The 19,753-nt window shown below is 35.7% G+C and carries 18 protein-coding genes, 1 other RNA gene and 2 other annotated features; of the genes, 1 reads left to right on the top strand and 18 read right to left on the bottom strand.

Annotation, left to right across the window (positions count from 1 at the left end; all coding sequences use genetic code 11):
* Positions 1–35 precede the first annotated feature (35 nt).
* The 15 genes from greA to ABDZ63_RS05120 all read right to left on the bottom strand — a co-directional run bounded on the left by greA (position 36) and on the right by ABDZ63_RS05120 (position 15,086).
* The gene (gene greA, locus ABDZ63_RS05190; protein WP_343782226.1) at positions 36–512 is read right to left on the bottom strand and encodes a transcription elongation factor GreA; all 477 of its coding nucleotides are present in this window, start codon (positions 510–512) and stop codon (positions 36–38) included.
* 60 nt (positions 513–572) lie between these two features.
* A complete protein-coding gene (udk, locus tag ABDZ63_RS05185; protein WP_343782224.1) occupies positions 573–1,205 on the bottom strand; it encodes a uridine kinase in 633 nt (210 codons plus the stop codon).
* Between the two features lie 30 nt (positions 1,206–1,235).
* Entirely contained in the window at positions 1,236–1,877 is a 642-nt protein-coding gene (locus ABDZ63_RS05180; RefSeq protein WP_343782223.1) for an O-methyltransferase, read from the bottom strand.
* A 106-nt stretch (positions 1,878–1,983) separates the two neighbouring features.
* Positions 1,984–3,117 carry an endolytic transglycosylase MltG gene (mltG, locus tag ABDZ63_RS05175; RefSeq protein ID WP_343782222.1) on the bottom strand — a complete coding sequence of 378 codons (1,134 nt, stop codon included), beginning with the start codon at positions 3,115–3,117 and terminating at the stop codon, positions 1,984–1,986.
* Between the two features lie 233 nt (positions 3,118–3,350).
* Positions 3,351–3,635 (bottom strand): DUF1292 domain-containing protein, encoded by a 285-nt coding sequence (locus ABDZ63_RS05170; RefSeq protein WP_343782221.1) that lies wholly within the window; start codon positions 3,633–3,635, stop codon positions 3,351–3,353.
* Between the two features lie 14 nt (positions 3,636–3,649).
* Positions 3,650–4,066 (bottom strand): Holliday junction resolvase RuvX, encoded by a 417-nt coding sequence (gene ruvX / locus ABDZ63_RS05165; RefSeq protein ID WP_343782219.1) that lies wholly within the window; start codon positions 4,064–4,066, stop codon positions 3,650–3,652.
* A gap of 12 nt (positions 4,067–4,078) precedes the next feature.
* The gene (locus ABDZ63_RS05160; RefSeq protein ID WP_343782218.1) at positions 4,079–4,339 is read right to left on the bottom strand and encodes an IreB family regulatory phosphoprotein; all 261 of its coding nucleotides are present in this window, start codon (positions 4,337–4,339) and stop codon (positions 4,079–4,081) included.
* A 46-nt stretch (positions 4,340–4,385) separates the two neighbouring features.
* Positions 4,386–7,028 carry an alanine--tRNA ligase gene (gene alaS / locus ABDZ63_RS05155; RefSeq protein WP_343782217.1) on the bottom strand — a complete coding sequence of 881 codons (2,643 nt, stop codon included), beginning with the start codon at positions 7,026–7,028 and terminating at the stop codon, positions 4,386–4,388.
* 45 nt (positions 7,029–7,073) lie between these two features.
* Positions 7,074–7,273: a binding site (T-box leader), on the bottom strand.
* Positions 7,274–7,627: 354 nt separating this feature from the next.
* Positions 7,628–7,813, bottom strand: a complete 186-nt coding sequence (locus tag ABDZ63_RS05150) for a hypothetical protein (protein WP_343782215.1) — start codon at positions 7,811–7,813, stop codon at positions 7,628–7,630.
* A gap of 88 nt (positions 7,814–7,901) precedes the next feature.
* Positions 7,902–10,202: an SF1B family DNA helicase RecD2 gene (gene recD2 / locus ABDZ63_RS05145; protein ID WP_343782214.1), complete on the bottom strand. Its 2,301-nt coding sequence runs from the start codon at positions 10,200–10,202 to the stop codon at positions 7,902–7,904.
* A gap of 14 nt (positions 10,203–10,216) precedes the next feature.
* Positions 10,217–10,885: a tetratricopeptide repeat protein gene (locus tag ABDZ63_RS05140; protein WP_343782213.1), complete on the bottom strand. Its 669-nt coding sequence runs from the start codon at positions 10,883–10,885 to the stop codon at positions 10,217–10,219.
* 80 nt (positions 10,886–10,965) lie between these two features.
* Positions 10,966–12,078, bottom strand: coding sequence for a tRNA 2-thiouridine(34) synthase MnmA (gene mnmA / locus ABDZ63_RS05135; RefSeq protein WP_343782211.1), 1,113 nt, complete (start codon positions 12,076–12,078; stop codon positions 10,966–10,968).
* Between the two features lie 17 nt (positions 12,079–12,095).
* Positions 12,096–13,241: a cysteine desulfurase family protein gene (locus tag ABDZ63_RS05130; protein ID WP_343782210.1), complete on the bottom strand. Its 1,146-nt coding sequence runs from the start codon at positions 13,239–13,241 to the stop codon at positions 12,096–12,098.
* A 22-nt stretch (positions 13,242–13,263) separates the two neighbouring features.
* On the bottom strand, positions 13,264–13,683 hold the full coding sequence (gene cymR / locus ABDZ63_RS05125) for a cysteine metabolism transcriptional regulator CymR (protein ID WP_343782209.1): 420 nt from the start codon (positions 13,681–13,683) through the stop codon (positions 13,264–13,266).
* A gap of 116 nt (positions 13,684–13,799) precedes the next feature.
* A complete protein-coding gene (locus ABDZ63_RS05120) occupies positions 13,800–15,086 on the bottom strand; it encodes a replication-associated recombination protein A (RefSeq protein ID WP_343782208.1) in 1,287 nt (428 codons plus the stop codon).
* A gap of 180 nt (positions 15,087–15,266) precedes the next feature.
* Between ABDZ63_RS05120 and ABDZ63_RS05115 the strand changes: the two genes are divergently transcribed.
* Complete coding sequence (locus tag ABDZ63_RS05115) at positions 15,267–15,923, top strand: RsfA family transcriptional regulator (protein ID WP_343782207.1); 657 nt, start codon at positions 15,267–15,269, stop codon at positions 15,921–15,923.
* A 73-nt stretch (positions 15,924–15,996) separates the two neighbouring features.
* Here ABDZ63_RS05115 and ssrS read toward each other — a convergent pair.
* From ssrS to hisS, 3 genes are all read right to left on the bottom strand, one after another.
* A non-coding RNA gene (gene ssrS / locus ABDZ63_RS05110) (6S RNA) lies at positions 15,997–16,182 on the bottom strand.
* 97 nt (positions 16,183–16,279) lie between these two features.
* On the bottom strand, positions 16,280–18,061 hold the full coding sequence (gene aspS / locus ABDZ63_RS05105) for an aspartate--tRNA ligase (protein ID WP_343782206.1): 1,782 nt from the start codon (positions 18,059–18,061) through the stop codon (positions 16,280–16,282).
* A gap of 11 nt (positions 18,062–18,072) precedes the next feature.
* Positions 18,073–19,341 (bottom strand): histidine--tRNA ligase, encoded by a 1,269-nt coding sequence (gene hisS, locus ABDZ63_RS05100; RefSeq protein WP_343782205.1) that lies wholly within the window; start codon positions 19,339–19,341, stop codon positions 18,073–18,075.
* 143 nt (positions 19,342–19,484) lie between these two features.
* Positions 19,485–19,721, bottom strand: a binding site (T-box leader).
* Positions 19,722–19,753: the final 32 nt, after the last annotated feature.

Raw genomic sequence — 19,753 nt, 5'->3', positions numbered from 1 at the left:
GTCCTACACAGCTTTTGTGTAGGACTATAAGATGATTATTTTACTTCTTTAATTTTCACTTCAAATTCGCCACCTGGTGTTTGAACCATCACTTGATCACCAATCACTTTACCAATTAAACTTTGAGCCATCGGTGAGTCATTGGATATTCTACCTTCAAATGGATCTGCTTCTGCACTACCTACGATCTGATACTCTTCTTCATCACCATCTGGTAATTCTTCAAATACTACTGTCTTTCCTAATTGGACAACTTCGGTATTTTCTTCATCATTTTCTATGATGACAGCATAGCGAATCATATTCTCTAGTTGTGATATGCGTGATTCTACAAATGCCTGTTCATCTTTAGCCGCATCATACTCAGAGTTCTCAGAAAGATCTCCAAACCCTCGAGCTACCTTTATACGTTCTACCACTTCTGGTCGTCTAACGGTTTTTAGCTCTTCCAATTCCTCTTCGATTTTTTGCTTCCCCTCTTCAGTCATATAATAGCTTTTTTCTTCTGCCATGACTTAACACTCCTTTATTTCATTTCTCTGTTTCCATTACTATTAGTTATGATGTATAATTTATATTTGTTTTTGATCAATAATGCTTTTTATTTTAGTTGATAGTAAATCTATTGCTACGTGGTTTTGTCCACCTTCTGGAATAATGATATCTGCATACCGTTTTGCCGGTTCCACAAATTGTAGGTGCATGGGTCTAACTACGTTAATATATTGATCCATAACTGATTCAAGCGTTCTTCCGCGCTCTTTAATATCTCTCATCATTCTTCTTATGATTCGGATATCAGCATCAGTATCAACAAAAACTTTTATATCCATCATATTACGTAATCTTTCGTCTTCTAATACTAAAATTCCTTCTAAAATTATAACTTCTTGTGGTTCAATTGTAATTGTTTCATTAGAACGTGTATGAAGCTCGTAATTATAGACTGGTTTTTCAACTGATTGACGTTTTCTCAAAAGGTCGATTTGTTCTAATAACAAGTCATTGTCAAAAGCTAAAGGGTGGTCATAATTTGTATTCAAACGCTCTTCATATGGTATATGAGACTGATCTTTGTAATATGAATCTTGTTCTAGCATAAGTATAGATGTATTTTCAAACTGATCACAGATTGTACGCGTCACGGTTGTTTTACCAGAGCCTGTACCACCTGCAACACCAATTACAATCGGCTTGTCGTTCAATTTTATGAGTACTCCCTTCTAAGGTCATGTTCATTCTTCGTTAGTTTTTATAGCGATTGCTACACCATCCCCTGTTTCAACTATTGTTGTCGTATAGTGAGGATGTTTATATAGCCACTCATTAAAAGAAGCAATCTTATCTCCGATTTTAACAAATCGTCTGTTCTCTTGTTTCTCTTTTGAAACATACCCCTTAAACAACACATTGTCAACTACTAAAAGACTACCCGGTTTTAAAAATGGATCGATTTTCTCTACGTAATCTTTGTATTCACCTTTAGCTGCATCTACAAACACGAAATCGATGTGTAGATCATTAGAGAATTGATTAAGCCAATTAATCGCATTATCATGTGTTATGTTAATTCTTGCTTCTAACCCAGCTTGTTTAATAAAATAAATGGCATCATGATAACGTTGTTCGTCACGTTCGACTGTATGAACTTTAACCTCAGAATTACTGCTAGCCATCTGTATAGCAGAATAGCCTATAGCCGCACCTATTTCAACAATAGACTTCGGTTTATGAATACGAATTAATTGTTTTAAAAATTCTATTCCGTCTTTCTCCATAATTGGAATCCCGTGTTCTTCAGCATACTGTTGCATTGATTGAATTAATGAATCTTTGTCCTCGTATAATGATTGGATGTATTGTTTAGTTTGATTCATTGTTTACCCCCAAAAAGGCAATGACATATTATTTTCCTTTACAATTAAAGTATTTTACCACAAAAAAAGACGGGAATGCGAATGATTTTCAGCATTCCCTATTTTTTTAGTCTTCTTCCTCTTCATCACGTGGTGGTCTGTGTTCTTCAATATTTTGTTGATGCTCATCATAATCCTCAGCATAATAATTATCACCTTCATATGAGGCAACAAAATATAGATAATCATGATATTCTGGTTGCACAGCTGCTTGTAATGCATTTTCGTGGAAGTTTGAAATAGGTCCTGGTGGTAATCCAGAATTTTCATATGTGTTATAAGGGTTCTCATATTCCAAGTGTTCATACAATACTCTTTGATGATGCTCACCCATGGCATATAAAACCGTTGGGTCGGTTTGTAGAGGCATCGGTTCATCTAAACGATTGTAAAAGACACCTGAAATCATACGACGATCCTCTTCACCAACTGCTTCCATCTCAATGATTGAAGTTAAAGTTAATGCTTCATGAATAGATAAGCCTCTTGCATCTATTTGCTCAATATACTCATATACTTGGTTTTGCGTTTGCTCTAGCATCATTTCAATGATTTCTTCAATCGTAGGGTCTTCTTCAAAAAATGGATAAGTAATAGCGTAAAGATAACCTTCTAATGGATATCTAACGTCTTCATCTAAAATTTCTTCATTAAGTAAATCAGGAAATTGCTCCATCATGGATTCAATAAACTCTTCGTCTGTCATATAATCAAGAAATTCGTCTTCTTCAATTGCAGTTTCACTGGCAACTATTTCAGCGATCCGCTCAATATTAGTACCCTCAGGAATTGTAATTGAAAACAGAGGATCAACCATGATGACACCTGTTTTCAATGATTCGATAATTTCATCAAGCTCTAAACTTTTTGATAATTGATATTCACCCGCTTGAAAACCTGACTCGTTCTTAAACGTGACATACAATTGAAATATATTAGCATTATTAATCACATTATGATCTTCAAGAATATCTGCTATATCCCCTGTGCTTGATCCCATTGGTATTTCAACTTCAATTAATTCATCATCATCAGGGTCAACCGGATTTAATCCTTCGTTGACATAATTATAAGCCAAATACCCTCCTACACCTAATACAATTAATGACACTAAAATGACAATCAATACAATCTTTCTAGCGATACTTGCTTCTTTAATCCGTTCTTTTATTAATTTATTTTGATCATTGGAAGCTGCCAATGTTCTTCCCCCTATCATTACCTTTCTATAATACAACTAAAAGTATAAAATAAAATTTGATATTTTTCTATCTTTGTCTACAAATAACCTAAATAACATATAAAAAGAGGCTAAAGACAAAAGTCTTCAGCCAATAAAATATCCGAACTACTAGCAAACCTGACTGGTCTAATACCCGTTGTCCGAAATATGCACACTATACTAGTCAATGTTCGCCTTTTTATATCAAAATTTTAGTTTGATTCTTCTTCTGATTCAGTAAATGTAGATAACATTTCTTCAACCATTTCCCACTCTTCATCAGTTTCAATCTGGTATAAAGTGAGATCATCAGGGTCACCTTCAGTTTCCTCAAATCGAAAAGCGAATACTTCGACTTCTTCTTCTTCAGCCTGCTCAACCGGTACAGCAACTAAATAAGACTTTTCGGTATGGTCGACATCAAATGTAAACAAGACATCGAATAAATGCTCTTCACCTGATTCATCAGGAATAATAATCCGTTCTTTCTCTTGCATGAGTAACACTCCTTTTAGCGGTTAGAATCAAGATAGCTTTGCAAAATCATCATCGCCGCCATTTTATCTATAACTTTTTTGCGTTTTTTTCGACTTATGTCAGCATCAAGTAATACGCGCTCAGCAGCCATAGTCGTCAAACGTTCATCCCATAGTACAACAGGTAGAGAGAATTTCTTTTCAAGGTATGAAGCAAACCTTTCACTTGCCTCACCCCGTTCACCAATTGTACCATTCATATTTTTAGGTAAGCCAACAACAATTTTACTAATTTCATGTTCTTTTATTAATTGTTCAAAGGACTCATGAATAGTAGAATAATCATCTTCATTCCAATGAATCGTTTTAATTCCTTGAGCAGTAAATTGTAGAGCGTCTGATACAGCCACTCCTATTGTTTTTTCACCAACATCTAAACCTAATGTTTTCATTAACAATCCTCTTTATTCGTTATTCGTTTTTAAATATGTCTTAACAACCTCTTCAATAATTTCATCTCTTTCTATTTGAGAGATTAAATTACGAGCATCATTATGACGAGGGATATACGCAGGGTCACCCGACAGTAAGTACCCAACAATTTGGTTAATCGGATTATACCCCTTTTCTTCTAAAGAATTATAGACTTGGTGTAAAATTTCATTGACTAATTGTTCCTGCGAGTCATCTGAAAACTGAAATTTCATTGTATGATCGTTCGTCATCTTGAATCCCCCTCATACCACTTTATCTTCATTATATACTTAAAAGCTACGAAGTTAAAATAGTTTTAATGTAATCTTTCGCCGACTCTAAAGCTTCATTAATCTTCTCTGGCTGTTTACCTCCAGCTTGTGCCATATCTGGACGGCCACCACCACCGCCACCACAGCGATTTGCCGCTTCTTTAATCACATGACCAGCATGGAAGCCTTGTTCAACTAAATCTTTAGAAACTCCTGATGCTAACTGTACCTTACCATTATTCTCCATTGCTAACAAGATAATACCTGAATCTAATTGCTGTTTCAATTCATCTACCATATTTCTTAAAGCGTTCATATCACTGACATCTACTTTTTGCGCTAATAAGTTAACCTCTTCAACTGTCTCAACTTGATTTAATATACTCGCTGATTCAACGTTAGCTAGCTTTGCTGAAATTGATTCGTTTTCCCGTTGTAAATCTTTTATTTCTTGGAACAGTGCATCAATTCGTTGTGGGACTTGTTCTGTTTTCGTTTTTAATTTCGTTGCTGCTTCTTTTAATAGCTGTTCTCTAGTTTGATAATACTCATAAGCACCTTGAGAAGTACAAGCTTCTATTCTTCTTGTACCAGCACCAATCCCTGTTTCTTGAGTAATTTTAAATAACCCGATTTCTGCTGTGTTATCAACATGACAACCACCACATAGCTCTATACTATAATGATCAACTGATACAACGCGTACTTGTTCACCGTACTTCGCATCGAATAATGCCATTGCACCCATTTGCTTTGCTTCTTCTAATGAATGGTGTGAAACCATTACAGGGAGTGAATTCCATACCTTATCATTCACAATCGCTTCAATTTGTTGTAGTTGTTCATCTGTAACCGCATTGAAATGAGTAAAGTCAAAGCGTAGTCTGTCTGGTGCAACATGTGAACCAGCCTGATTAACATGGTCCCCTAATACATCCTTTAATGCCTGATGTAGTAAGTGTGTCGCAGTATGGTTTTTAATTATTTGTTGGCGTTCATAACGTTTAACTTGTGCTTTTGCGCTCTGGTTTAATTGTAAAGAGCCTTCTATGACGTCCACTTGGTGTAAGTTCTGGCCATTAGGTCCTTTTTGCACATCCATCACAGAAGCTTTACCAGTTTCAGTCTCAATTATTCCCCTATCAGCAATTTGCCCTCCACTTTCTGCATAGAAAGGTGTTTCAGCAAGGATTAATGTAGCTTCATCACCTGCTTGGATTTCTGAGACTTCTTCTTGCTCTTTGATCATAACATCTACTGTTGTTTCACTTATTAACTGTTTATAGCCAACAAAATAGCTTGGCGTTTCAATTTGTTGCAACACTTCATCTTGTACTTGCATTGAGTCAACTTTTTGTCTGGCATCACGTGCACGTTCACGTTGTTTTGTCATTTCTTTTTCAAAGCCAGCTTCATCGATTGTAAATCCTTCTGCTTGTACATACTCTTCTGTTAATTCTTTAGGAAAGCCATATGTATCATAAAGAGTGAACACCTCTTCACCTGGAAATACATTACTTCCTTTTTCTTTTTCAGTTTTCATGACCTTCTCTAAAATAGTTAACCCTTCTTGTAAGGTTTCATGGAATCGTTTTTCTTCTTTTTTCATGACTTCTTTAATAAAATCTTTCTTCTCATGTACTTCTGGATAAAATTCATACATGATGTCTGCTACTTCATCAACTAATTGATACATAAAAGGTTCATTGATATTTAAATCTTTCGCAAAACGAATAGCCCGACGAAGAAGCCTTCTTAATACATAGCCTCGACCCTCATTCGATGGTAAAGCACCATCACCAATTGCAAACGCAACGGTTCTGACATGATCTGCAATCACTTTAAACGCGGAATCTTGCCTTACTGTTTCACCATAGGAGATGTTAGAGATTACTTCTGTGCGATTAATAATAGGTTTAAATAGGTCTGTTTCAAAGTTCGTTTTTGTATCTTGTATTACTGAAACAATACGTTCTAAGCCCATACCTGTATCAATGTTTTTCTTAGGTAATGGTGTATAAGTATCATCAGGGTTATGGTTAAATTGTGAAAACACGAGGTTCCAAATTTCTAAATAACGTTCGTTCTCCCCACCAGGATATAACTCTGGGTCATTTAGGTCATTTCCATATGATTCACCACGGTCATAGAAAATCTCAGTGTTAGGCCCACTAGGTCCCTCACCGATATCCCAAAAGTTCTCTTCTATACGGATAATGCGTTCAGTTGGTACACCAACCTTGTTTTGCCAGATTTCATATGCTTCTTCATCCTCAGGGTGAACCGTTACAGACAATTTATTTTCATCAAAGCCAATCCAGTTCTCACTCGTTAAAAACTCCCATGCCCATTCGATTGCTTTTTCTTTAAAATATTCACCAATCGAAAAGTTGCCGAGCATTTCAAAAAACGTATGGTGTCTTGCTGTAAATCCGACATTTTCAATATCATTTGTTCTAATTGATTTTTGTGCATTTACAATTCTCGGATTTTCTGGAATGATTCGACCGTCAAAATATTTTTTTAAAGTAGCTACACCGCTATTAATCCATAATAGCGTTGGGTCTTCTTGTGGAACTAAAGAGCGACTAGGCTCAATTCCGTGACCTTTTTCTTTAAAGAAATCTAAAAACATTTGTCTTACTTCATGTGATTGTAATTGTTTCATCTTCATACCTCCTAAAGTATAAAAAAAGCCGCCCCTACATGTTCATGTAGGGACGACTAATCCGCGGTACCACCCTAGTTATAGATCTAAATCTATCTACTTTCACACCGTAACGTAGTGTAGACGTCGGGGGTTAGCCGCTCTCTGGATTAGCTTCAATGACCCTTCACTTAGCATTTCTTCCAGCAAATGAAATGCCTCTCTGTAAGTGGTCTGCCATTTACTCTTTCCTTCACAGATTTTATATTTTAAAATTTTTAATGAATGAATGCATGCTATACCTTGAGAATATTATAGTTAAACCATACAACCATGTCAACTGTAACTACATATGTAACACAACCGTTCAAAGAATAGCTGAACGGTTGTGATTGCCTTAAAACATTCTTTTTCTTAATCTACGTGTAGACCTACGAAGTTGCTTCCACATCCCGCTTTTACGAATGTTGTTTCTATTTCTCATAAAATAAAAGGCAAAAGCTCCCATGACACCTGTTGAAATGACTCGACTCAAAGTTGTTCACCAACCTTTATCTCCTTATATAGGGTATGACCACTAAACAAGTCAGCTGAATGCTTTCTCGTTTGTTCCCATCGCTTTAAAAAGAAAAATCAACTTTCCAAGAAAACAGGTCGTCTAAAGAGGAAACCGTCTTGTCCTCTTGTACTTCATGCACGCGCATCTTACCACCTTCTACGGACAACTCTATAAAACAGTTCCAACAATAAAACTGTTGAGCTCCTATTTTACCGACATCAGATGTATGGCAGTTTGGGCAATTCATACAAAACCCCTCTTTCCTTTTTGCATACATCCTCTCCGACTTACAATTGTTCTATACCAATGGTAAGAACATTATTAGTTTAAACGTATTACATAAAATCATAAGGTGAAAAATTTTCCTCAAGCTCAGAATCTGGCTCAAGGTTTTCTGTATTTGAGTTAGGGTTAGACAAGTTATAAGCTTGAATTCTTGACACTAAGCTTGTGTTTCGTTCGTATGCCAGTTGTTTCTTTAAACCTTCTAAAAACACATCATAACTGCCACAAATTATTAAAGAAGACTTACCACGAGTAATGGCAGTATAGATTAGGTTCTTTACTAACATTCGTTTAAATGACCTGACAACAGGTAATATAACTATTGGGAACTCACTGCCTTGTGACTTATGAATCGAAATAGCATAAGCTAACATGATCTGATTAAAATCCTGTCTTGTATACGACACTTCTAGACCTTCAAAATCAATAATTAATTCATCCTTTTTCGATTTAGCTTCTTTGGCGTGTTTAATTGCAATAATTTCACCGATATCACCATTATAAACGTCTTTTTCCGGTTGATTCACTAGCTGAATGACTTTATCTCCTGTACGAAATGACGTCTTAAAATGCTCTAACTCTCGCTTTTTTTCTTCTTTAGGATTAAATATATTTTGTAACGTTTCATTTAAATCATGAATACCAACTTTTGTCTTATACATGGGAGCTAGAACTTGAATATCTTTCATCGTATAACCTTTATCTAATGCTTTTTTTACAATTTGTTCGATCGTATGAAGCGCATATTCAGTATTTGTCTCAATAAAATTGTAGTCATCCTTTTTCCCAACTGATTGCATGGGAATTTCGCCATTTTTTATATCATGCGCTAATTTTACAATATAAGAATCATGCTTTTGCCTATAAATTTCTTTAAGCTGACAAACAGGGATGGCTTGAGACTTTAATAAGTCAGCTAACACTTGACCTGGCCCAACAGAAGGTAATTGGTCTTCATCCCCTACAAAAATCACTTTCATTTCTTTAGGAACTGCTTTAAGGAGACTATTAAAAAGCCAAATATCAACCATCGAACATTCATCAACAATTAACACTTTTCCTTTTAATTGATTACCACCATGATATTCAAAATGTTCTTCACCAGACCAACCGAGCAAACTATGGATTGTCTTTGCTTTTAACCCTGTTGATTCACTTAATCGTTTAGCTGCCCTTCCGGTTGGAGCAGCTAATACGTAATCGGATTGGTGTTTGTTTTGATTTTTTTGAAATAAGACTTCATAACAATGAATAATCCCTTTAACAACTGTTGTTTTACCTGTTCCTGGCCCTCCAGTTAGAAGCATAACTTTTTCATCTAAAGCTTTTTTAACCGCTTCATATTGCTCCTCACCATAAGCGATCCCTTCTTGTTCCTCAATTTCTCCAATCGTTTTTAACAATTCACTTTCATCGTAAGAAATATCTTGTTTTGTTGCTAATATACGGGTTAATTGTGAAGCTACACCTTCCTCAGCAAAATAAAGTTGTGGTAAGTAAATTCTCACTCCTTCTGTTACAATTAATTCTTCCTTAACGAGTAACTCTAAATGCTCTTCTATAGACTGTTCATCCTCAACTATTTTCCCTTGGTATAATAAAGCATTGAGCTGATTAAAGATCTGTTTCTTCTCAATAAATACATGCCCATTAGAAGCCCCTTGGTCTAAAACATGTAAAACCCCAGCTTGAACACGAGTAGGATGGTTATCTTTAATTCCCATTGATTCTGCAATTTCATCTGCCCGTTGGAAACCAAATCCATCGACATCAAAAACAAATTGATACGGATTATCATTTAATTGTTTCAGTGTATTTTCGTGATATTCTTCGTAAATTTTATGTGCTAATTGTAAACCAATTCCATACTTAGCTAATTCAACTGTAACTTGTTCAAACCCTTGATGCATTCGTAGGTCGGAAATGAATTGTTTCTTCATTTCAGGCTTCAAACCGATGACTTGATCGAGCCTTGTTTCGTCCCTTAAAATATCATCAACAGCGTTAATTCCGAGTAAATCGACTATTTTTTGAGCTGTTTTATTACCAATACCGTAAAATAAATCACTGGATAAATACTTCACTAAGCTTTCTTCTGTTTTCGGTAATTCTTTTTCATATGTAAAAACTTGAAGCTGATCTCCAAATTTCGCGTGTTGTTGCATCGTTCCATAAAATATATAGTCATTTCCATGCGTTAAAGGGGGAAAATGGCCCTTAACGACGAGCTCTTCTTCATCTAGTTCAATGTTTGAGTCGCTAACAGAAACAGACGCAATCGAAAATTGCGTCTCTTGATTATGAAAGATCATGTGATTTAATTGTCCCTTAGCATATAATTCATCAGCCATATTAGCTTCTCCCTTTAAGAATCTCGTTCCTGTAATAATTGTTCAACTTGTTTCTTCCCATTTCCTGCAAGTAAGTGGTCTGGTTGAATTTTAATTGCTTTTTCAAACTGGTCTAAAGCATCTTCTGGCCTTTCTTGATAAAGTAAACAAACTCCTTTGTTATAATAAGCATCACTATGCCCTTCATCTAAGGCTAAAACAACATTCATTTGTTCAAATGCTTCATCGATCATATTAGCATAAGCTAATGTTAATCCATACTGGAATTGAATATCAACATCTTCTTTACTTAATTCACTCGCTCGTTGCATGTAAGGCAAAGATAATTTAGGCATCTCTTGATTTAATAAAGACATGCCAAGCATAAAGTAAATATCTTGATCATCTAATCCTTGCTTCATCGCATCTTGAAAATGTTTCGTTGCTTGTTCATATTGTTCTTTTTCATAATACATATTTCCAAGCCCATAATGAGCTGCAGGTAGTTGTTCTTCTAATTCAAGCGCTTTTTGATAAAAACGCTCAGCTGAATCATACTCTTGTAAATGAACTAATAAATTCGCAAAGTTAATAAAGCCGACTGGGTCGTTAGGATTTTGTTCAATATAATCATTAAAAGCTTGTGCTGCTTCTTCAAATTGATGATTTTGCATATACTCTATGCCTTTTTGTAATTCACTCATCTGTCTTTCTCCTTTAATTGATACATATTATAAGTAGAAAAAAGTCACCACGTATTGTGCTGACTTTCCTCTACAGGAAGCTAGGCTAAGTGTTCTAACTTTGTCTTTTCGTGGTAAACTTCATCTATCGTCCCACCACCTAGACATACATCCCCTTCATAAAACACAACAGCTTGCCCTGGTGTAATGGCACGCTGTGGCTCATCAAATTGAACATTTACCGTACCATTGTCATTCACATAAACCGTTACGGCACTATCCTTTTGACGATATCGAAATTTAGCTGTACATTTAATTGGCTCATTAAGATGACGGTCTACTAACCAATTGAGATCGACGGCTAATAGTTCATCAGAATACAACGCCTCATGTTCGATGCCTTGTTCAACATATAAAACGTTGTCTTCTAAATTTTTACCGACAACAAACCACGCGTCACCCGAACCACCAATGCCAAGTCCTTGGCGTTGACCAATTGTGTAATACATTAGTCCATCATGTTGCCCTTTCACTTCACCTGATAAGGTTTGCATCTCTCCAGGTTGAGCAGGTAAATATTCGCTTAAAAATTCTTTGAAGTTACGCTCACCAATAAAACAAATCCCCGTACTGTCTTTTTTACTAGCTGTAGCTAAATCATGTTGCTCGGCAATTTTCCGAACTTCTTTTTTATCTAATTCACCAAGTGGGAAGAGAATTTTGGGTAAAATATCTTTTGGAATTTGATTTAAGAAGTATGTTTGGTCTTTATTTTCATCCACACCTCTTAACATTTCGACTACACCATCATTTTCTCTTACCCTGGCATAGTGCCCTGTTGCTAAATAATCAGCTCCTAAAGCTATTGCATGATCTAAAAATGCCTTAAACTTTATTTCCTTATTACACATAACATCAGGGTTCGGTGTTCTACCTGCTTTATATTCATTTAAGAAGTACTGAAAAACTTTATCCCAGTATTGGTTTTCAAAATTAACAGAGTAATAAGGTATATCTAGCTGATTACATACCCTAGCCACATCTTCATAATCTTGAGTTGCTGTACAAACACCAAATTCATCGGTATCGTCCCAGTTTTTCATAAAGATGCCAACAACATCATAACCTTGTTGCTTCAACAATAAGGCTGTAACTGATGAATCGACTCCACCTGACATTCCCACAACTACACGTATATTTGAACGATCTTCCATTTACTTCACCACCTTAATTAAAGATTTTTCAGCCTTTCTACAATGGGCTTTATTCTTTCAGCTACGGTTTTCATTTCTTCTTTCGTGTTGTTTAAACCAAAGCTAAATCGTATTGAATTGTAAATGCGCTTATCATTATCACCATACATGGCTTTTAGCACATGTGATGGGTCAATGGAACCGGCTGTACATGCAGAACCAGAAGATACGGCAATACCTGCTAAATCTAAATTCGTTAAAAACATTTCCACTTCAGTACCCAAAAAGCTAATATTAATAATGTTAGGTACTCGTTCAGTTAAATCACCGTTAATGTTAAAATCAATCGATTGAGCATTTAATTGATTTATTAAGGTTTCATTTAGCATTTGATAATGTGCTTTACGTTTTTCTCTTTCGTCCATTAATACTTTAACTGCTTGTTCGAACCCAGCTATAGCAAGAGTATTTTCAGTACCTGAACGCCATTTACGTTCCTGTTCACCACCAAACAATTGCTGTCTGAGATAGTGATCTTCACTTTTATAGAGGAAACCTACACCTTTTGGACCGTAAATCTTATGAGATGAAGCAGTTAATAAATCGACTTTAAGCTCTTTTACATCTATTGCTTGAATGCCATAGGCTTGTACAGCATCTGTATGAAATACGGCTAGTTGATGTTCCAGTAATTCACCGATTTCTTTAATAGGTTGTATAACACCTGTCTCATTATTGACTGACATAATAGTCACCAGGATTGTATCATCTCTAAGAGAGTTTTTTAACTCTTCTAAATCTATACGACCCGATTCATCAACACTTAAATAAGTAACCTCAAAGCCTTCTGATTCTAATTGCTCTAAAGGATGTAATACAGCATGGTGTTCGATTGAAGTCGTTATAATATGCTTCCCTTGATTCTTTTTAGCATAAGCCGTACCAAAAATCGCTAAATTATTCGCTTCAGTACCACCACTTGTGAATATGATCGACGAAAAGGTCGCATTAATACTTTTGGCAATCGTCGTTCTGGCTTCATCAAGTAATTTACGACTATCACGACCAAAGTAATGAATACTCGATGGATTGCCGAAATGATTTTGCATTACTTTTGTCATTTGTTCTTGTACAGATTCATGCATGGGGGTTGTAGCTGCGTGATCTAAATATATATGTGACAAACTTTTTCACCTACTTTTAAACCTAGATATAAAACATGTGTTCCTCTTGATAATTATTGTCATCGTAGTCTGCTAAGTCTTGTAATGTTGTTGTCTCTAATACATCTTTAACAGCATCACGTATTCTCTTCCATAATTCTCGTTTTGATGGTTCTTCATCATCCATTTCTTCAACAGGGCGGATCGGTCCTTCTAGCGTCTTAATAATATCCGCTGCTGTTATGAGTTTGGGCTCTCGTGTTAATAAATAGCCACCTTTTGCTCCTCTAACACTTTTAACAAGCCCCTCATTTCGAAGGGGAGCGATTAATTGTTCTAAATAATGCTCTGATAATTCATAATCAGCTGCGATTGATTTTAAGGGAATTGGTTTTTCTCCATAGTTTTTAGCTAATGCAATCATTATAGTTAAGCCATAACGACCTTTTGTTGAAATTTTCAAACAAAGCTCCTCCTTCAAACCGTTAAAATCCGATTTCTTCATATCAGTATAACACGCCAATAAAACCATGTGACATTATAGCATGATGTATTAAACCTTGCATCACTTAAGCTTGACTAGTTTCTTCCTTTTCTTTTTAAAGCATTAAGCTTTTCGTAAACTTGTGCTAGCCTTTTTTCTTCACCGATATTTTTAGGGGTGTAATAACTAGCATCTTTTAATTTCTCTGGCAAATACTCTTGATAAACCCAAGAACCGGGATAATTGTGAGGGTATTTATATTCTAGTCCGTGACCTAAGTCCTTAGCCCCATAATAATGCGTATCTTTTAAATGATCTGGTATGTCAGACGTTACACCCTTTTGAACATGTTTGATTGCTTGGTCTAATGCTTTATAAGCTGTGTTAGATTTTGGTGATAAGCAAAGTTCAACTGTGACAACAGATAAGGGAATACGTCCTTCTGGTAATCCAAGTCTTTCTACTGACTCAATAGCTGGCAATACTCTAGAGCATAGTTCGGGGTTTGCCAAACCAATATCTTCATAAGCAATCACAAGGATTCTTCTTGTAATTGCTTCAATGTCACCACCCTCTATAAGCCTCGCTAAATAGTGGAGAGCTGCGTTAACATCACTACCTCTTATACTCTTTTGAAAGCTAGATAAGAGATTATAATATATGTCACCTTTTTTGTCGTGTGAAAAACCTTTATTTTTAATACAATAATCGACCGTTGTCTCATCAACTACATAAACGTCTTCTTCGTTTTGATCCGATGCAAAGACAATATCTTCTAATAACGTTAAAGCTGTGCGAGCATCTCCTGTGACTGAAGCAATTTTTTCTAACATTGAATCATCGATCTTAATCGATAAATGTCCTAAACCTTTATAGCTATCTGATAGTGCATGATTAAGTAATTTTAAAACTGAATCTGGTGATAATAAAGATAGTTGCTTAATATGACCACATCTTGAACGAATGGCGTTATTAACACTATGGTAAGGGTTTTCTGTCGTCGCACCAATTAATGTAATAACTCCTTCTTCTAAGGCTTTTAGTAAATAATCTTGTTGGCTTTTATTGAAGCGGTGAATTTCATCTATAAATAAGATCGCACCTTCTGTCATTTTAGCTTTAGAAATAATATCTTCAATCTCTTTTTTACTTGAAGTGGTTGCATTAATAGCGTAAAAATCTTGCTTTGTTGAGCCTGCAATCGCAAAAGCTAATGATGTTTTACCAGTTCCTGGGTCACCATATAAAATCATAGATGGAACATGGCCTTGCCTAATCATTTTATATAGTGGCGTTGATTCTCCAATTACATCGTCTTGCCCGATGACATCTTCAATCGCCTCAGGCCTCATTCGATAAGCTAATGGCTCTTTAAATAGCATTGTATTTCTCCTTTGTTATTCGGACTCTTAAATTATTTTACTATATTCGCTTTAGTTATGACGAATAATCTTTAGGGCAGATGTATATAATTATACCTTTTTGCACATGATAGAAATAGAAAACTATCAATTAAACAACAAAACATAAAAGTATTTATAGTATGAAAGGATGAAAATGAAATGGTTAAAGTACGCCAAGATGCGTGGTCTCATGAAGATGATCTATTATTAGCTGAAACTGTCTTAAGACATATAAGAGAGGGTAGTACACAGTTAAATGCCTTTGAAGAAGTTGGTGATCAATTAAATCGTACCGCTGCTGCCTGTGGATTTAGATGGAATGCTGAAGTTCGAAAAAACTATGATAAGGCAGTAGATTTAGCTAAAAGACAACGAAAACAGAGGAAGAAGGCACAACAACAAGAAAGACATAGTCAACCTCTACCTCGCCCTAAAGCACAGCCTACTGTCCAACAAGAACAAAATCTACCAATGGCAGTAGATCCAACTACAGAAGAAGACATCAACATGCCTAGTATTGATTCTATCATTCAACAATTACAACAGTTTAAAACTGTTAATCAAGCGAATAATCAAATGAATAGTGAACTTGAGGCGTTAAGACTAGAAAATCAAGAAATGAAATCAGAAAACAGTCAATTGAAAGAAAAGGTTGAAGAAATGTCTTTACAATACGCAAATTTACAAGAAGACTACCAGACATTTATTGGTATTATGGACCGAGCGCGTAAGATGATGGTATTTGATGAAGATGATGTTTCTGCTCCTTCATTTAAGATGGAGAAAAATGGCAATTTACAACAAATCGCAAAATAAGTGAATCGTCTCGCTTTGTTCAATAACAAAAAGGTTATTTCCACCTTCAGGAAATAACCTTTTTTTATTATGTAACAATCCCAATTGTGCCGTCTATCCGTATTGTTTTGAACCCGCTCAACGCAGGTGGGTGTCCTGTTCCATATATATTGTAAGTCCTTAACGAAGGCTTTTACGCAATATGGAAACGTTCGGACTCCCTTTTATAAAAGTGTTCGGTCAAAACTTAAGTGGAGTAAGACGAACACATTAGGATTGATTCGGTTGCTTTTGTATTTTGTAATTAAATAATAGCATGAACGCTTGCGTGTTTCAAGTGCTATTGAATAGTCCAATGGTAGCAATTTTTGAATACATTAGCCTTGGTTGTCCTCATCTACAGCAATAGTTTGTAAATGTAATTCTTCAAGCTGACGATTATCTACTTGAGCTGGTGCTCGTGTTAATAAATCTGATGCTGAGGCTGTTTTTGGAAATGCGATCGTATCACGTAAGTTATTCTTACCAGCTAAGATCATAACTAATCGGTCAAAACCTAAAGCAATTCCACCATGAGGAGGTGCTCCAAATTCTAAGGCTTCTAATAAGAAACCAAACTGGTCGTAAGCTTCTTCTTTTGAAAACCCTAATGCTTCAAACATTTTTTCTTGCATTTCTTTTTGGTAAATACGTAATGAGCCACCACCTAATTCATAGCCATTTAAAACCACATCATATGCTTTAGCTTTAACATTAGCTGGGTCTTCATGTAATTGGTTTAAATCATTGGTTTGTGGCATAGTAAACGGGTGGTGTGCAGCATGATATCGTCGGTCTTCTTCATCATACTCAAATAAAGGCCAGTCCGTAACCCATAGGAAATTAAACTTAGATTCGTCAATTAAGTTTAACTCTTTACCTAATTTAGACCTTAATGCCCCTAAGCTTGCTGCGACTACATTTGATTCATCAGCAACAAATAATAATAAATCGTTCGCTTCTCCATTTAATGTCTCTAAAATTGACTGTTGCTCTTTTTCATCAAAAAATTTAGCAATCGGCCCAGTCAGACCGCTTTCTTCAACTTTCATCCAAGCTAACCCTTTAGCTCCATAAACTGCTACAAACTCAGTTAACTGATCAATATCTTTACGTGAAAATTGATCAGCATAGCCTTTAACGTTAATCGCACTAACTTTCCCGCCTGATTCAACAGCTTGTTTAAATACTTTAAATCCGCTTTCTTTAAAGATTTCACTCATATTAACTAATTCTAAATCGAAACGGGTATCTGGTTTATCAGATCCATAACGCTCCATCGCTTCATCATAAGATAAACGTGAAAACGGAAGGGATACATCTGTGCCTTTAACTTCTTTAACAACTGACTGTAGCATCTCTTCAGTCATTTGCATAATGTCTTCCTGTGATAGGAAGGATGTTTCAATATCCACTTGTGTAAACTCAGGTTGTCTGTCTGCTCTTAAGTCTTCATCTCTAAAGCAACGTGTAATTTGATAATACTTTTCAAAACCAGATACCATTAATAGTTGTTTAAATAGCTGTGGAGACTGTGGTAAGGCGTAAAATTCACCAGGGTGAACACGACTTGGCACCAAATAGTCTCTCGCACCTTCTGGCGTACTTTTTGTTAAAATTGGCGTCTCCATCTCTAAAAATTCATTTGAATTTAAGTAGTTACGAATAGCTTGGGTCGTTTGGTGACGTAAAATTAAGGTTTCTTGCATTGGCTGACGTCTTAAGTCTAAATAACGGTATTTTAATCGTGTGTCTTCATTTAAATTATTTTCATCATCAACTTTAATGGGTAAAGCTTTAGAATGATTTAATACGTTTATATCATCGACTATAATTTCAATTTCGCCTGTTGCCATTTTTTCATTAATTGTTTCTGCATCACGTTTTTTTACTGTTCCTTTAATTTCCACAACAAATTCACTGCGTAATTTTTCTGCTGTTTGTAAGGCTTCTTCATTATGCTCTGGACTAAAGACAGCCTGTACAATCCCTGAACGGTCACGAAGGTCTATGAAAATTAACCCACCTAGATCACGACGTCTTTGTACCCACCCTTTTAAAAGAACTTGTTCATTCACTAATTCTGTTGTTATATGCCCACATTGTGTACGTTGTTTCATAGTGAACCTCCTCAAAGTGTTATGTCTAATTCACTTACAATCTCATCTAAGGCAATCGTTTTCTGTTCGCCTTCAGCTAAATTCTTCACATTAGCTACACCACTCGCCACTTCTTCATCGCCAATAATAATAGCGTATTTCGCATGGTAACGGTCAGCTGCTTTAAATTGTGCTTTCATTTTCTTATCTAAATAATCTTGGTCCACTCTAAAGCCCGCTTTACGTAATTCGTAAACTAACTTAGAAGCGGTATACTTTGCTTCTTCACCCATCGTTATCACATAACAATCAAGTGCATAATCAGGATCTATTACAATTCCTTCTGCTTCTAAAGCCATTAACAAACGTTCAATACTTAAAGCAAAACCGATACCAGAGTATTCAGGTCCACCTAAATCTTGAATTAACCCGTTATAACGTCCTCCACCTGAAAGTGTTGTAATTGCTCCAAATCCTTCTGCTTCACTCATAATCTCAAATGCTGTATGAGTATAGTAATCGAGACCTCTTACTAATGTTTCATCAACGACATATGGAATTTCCATATAGTCTAGGTGCTTTTTAACTTCATTAAAGTAGTTATTAGAGTAATCATTTAAGTATTCTAATATTGAAGGCGCTTGATTCATTGATGGGTGGTCGCGGTCCACCTTACAATCAAGTAGCCTTAATGGATTTTGTTCTAAGCGCATTTGACAATCTGAGCAAAGTTCATTTTTATGTGGTTTAAAGTGTTCAACTAATGCTTGGCGGTGCGCCTCACGACTTTCTTGGTCACCTAAGCTATTTAAAACTAACTTTAAAGACTTTAACCCGAGTGCCTGATAACATTCCATGGCAAATGCCATGACTTCTGCATCAATGGCTGCATCGGCACTGCCAATTGCTTCAATACCAAACTGTGTAAACTGACGGGTACGGCCTTGTTGTGGTCGTTCATAGCGAAACATAGGACCTAAGTAATATAATTTTGATGGTTGGTCAGCACTTCCATGCATTTTATGTTGCACATAAGCTCTAGCAACTGATGCAGTACCTTCAGGACGTAGAGTTAAACTTCTCTCACTACGATCTTTAAATGTATACATTTCCTTTTGAACGATGTCTGTTGTATCACCTACACTACGTTGGAATAATTCAGTTCTCTCAAACATAGGTGTACGAATTTCATTATAATGGTAACGATCTGCTAATTCTTTCAACGTTTCTTCAATGACTTGCCATTGCTTAGTATTTGCCGGTAGCAAATCTTCTGTACCTCTTGGAACATTAATATTCATAAGTAATCCTCCCTTAAGTAATAAATAACTTACATGTTATAAACCAGTTATCTGTGAAAGCTCACTTTACTTTTTTTTACCATTCAAAAGTCAGTATTTTATTCGCTTAAAATGAAAAAAACGCCCCTATCAAATGATCATTTGATAGGGACGAGACTTTACCCGTGTTGCCACCCTGATTAAAGCACCTAAAATTCATAATGCTTTCACTTCATTACGTTAACGCTCAGATTGCGATGAACACCTACTTGCTTTGTAGCGTTCGATGTCATACCTCCAGAATGTCATTCATAAAAGAAACGGATAGGTTTATTTCCAGCCATGATAAACCCTCTCTGTGATTGTCTACCTTTTACTACTCTTTCCTTCATTGGCTCTATTAGCTATTCAAATGTTTAAATAATCATATATA

This window comes from Alkalibacillus silvisoli, from assembly GCF_039521975.1.
Lineage (GTDB): Bacteria > Bacillota > Bacilli > Bacillales > Alkalibacillaceae > Alkalibacillus > Alkalibacillus silvisoli.
This window is presented reverse-complemented; position numbering and strand designations above follow the sequence as displayed.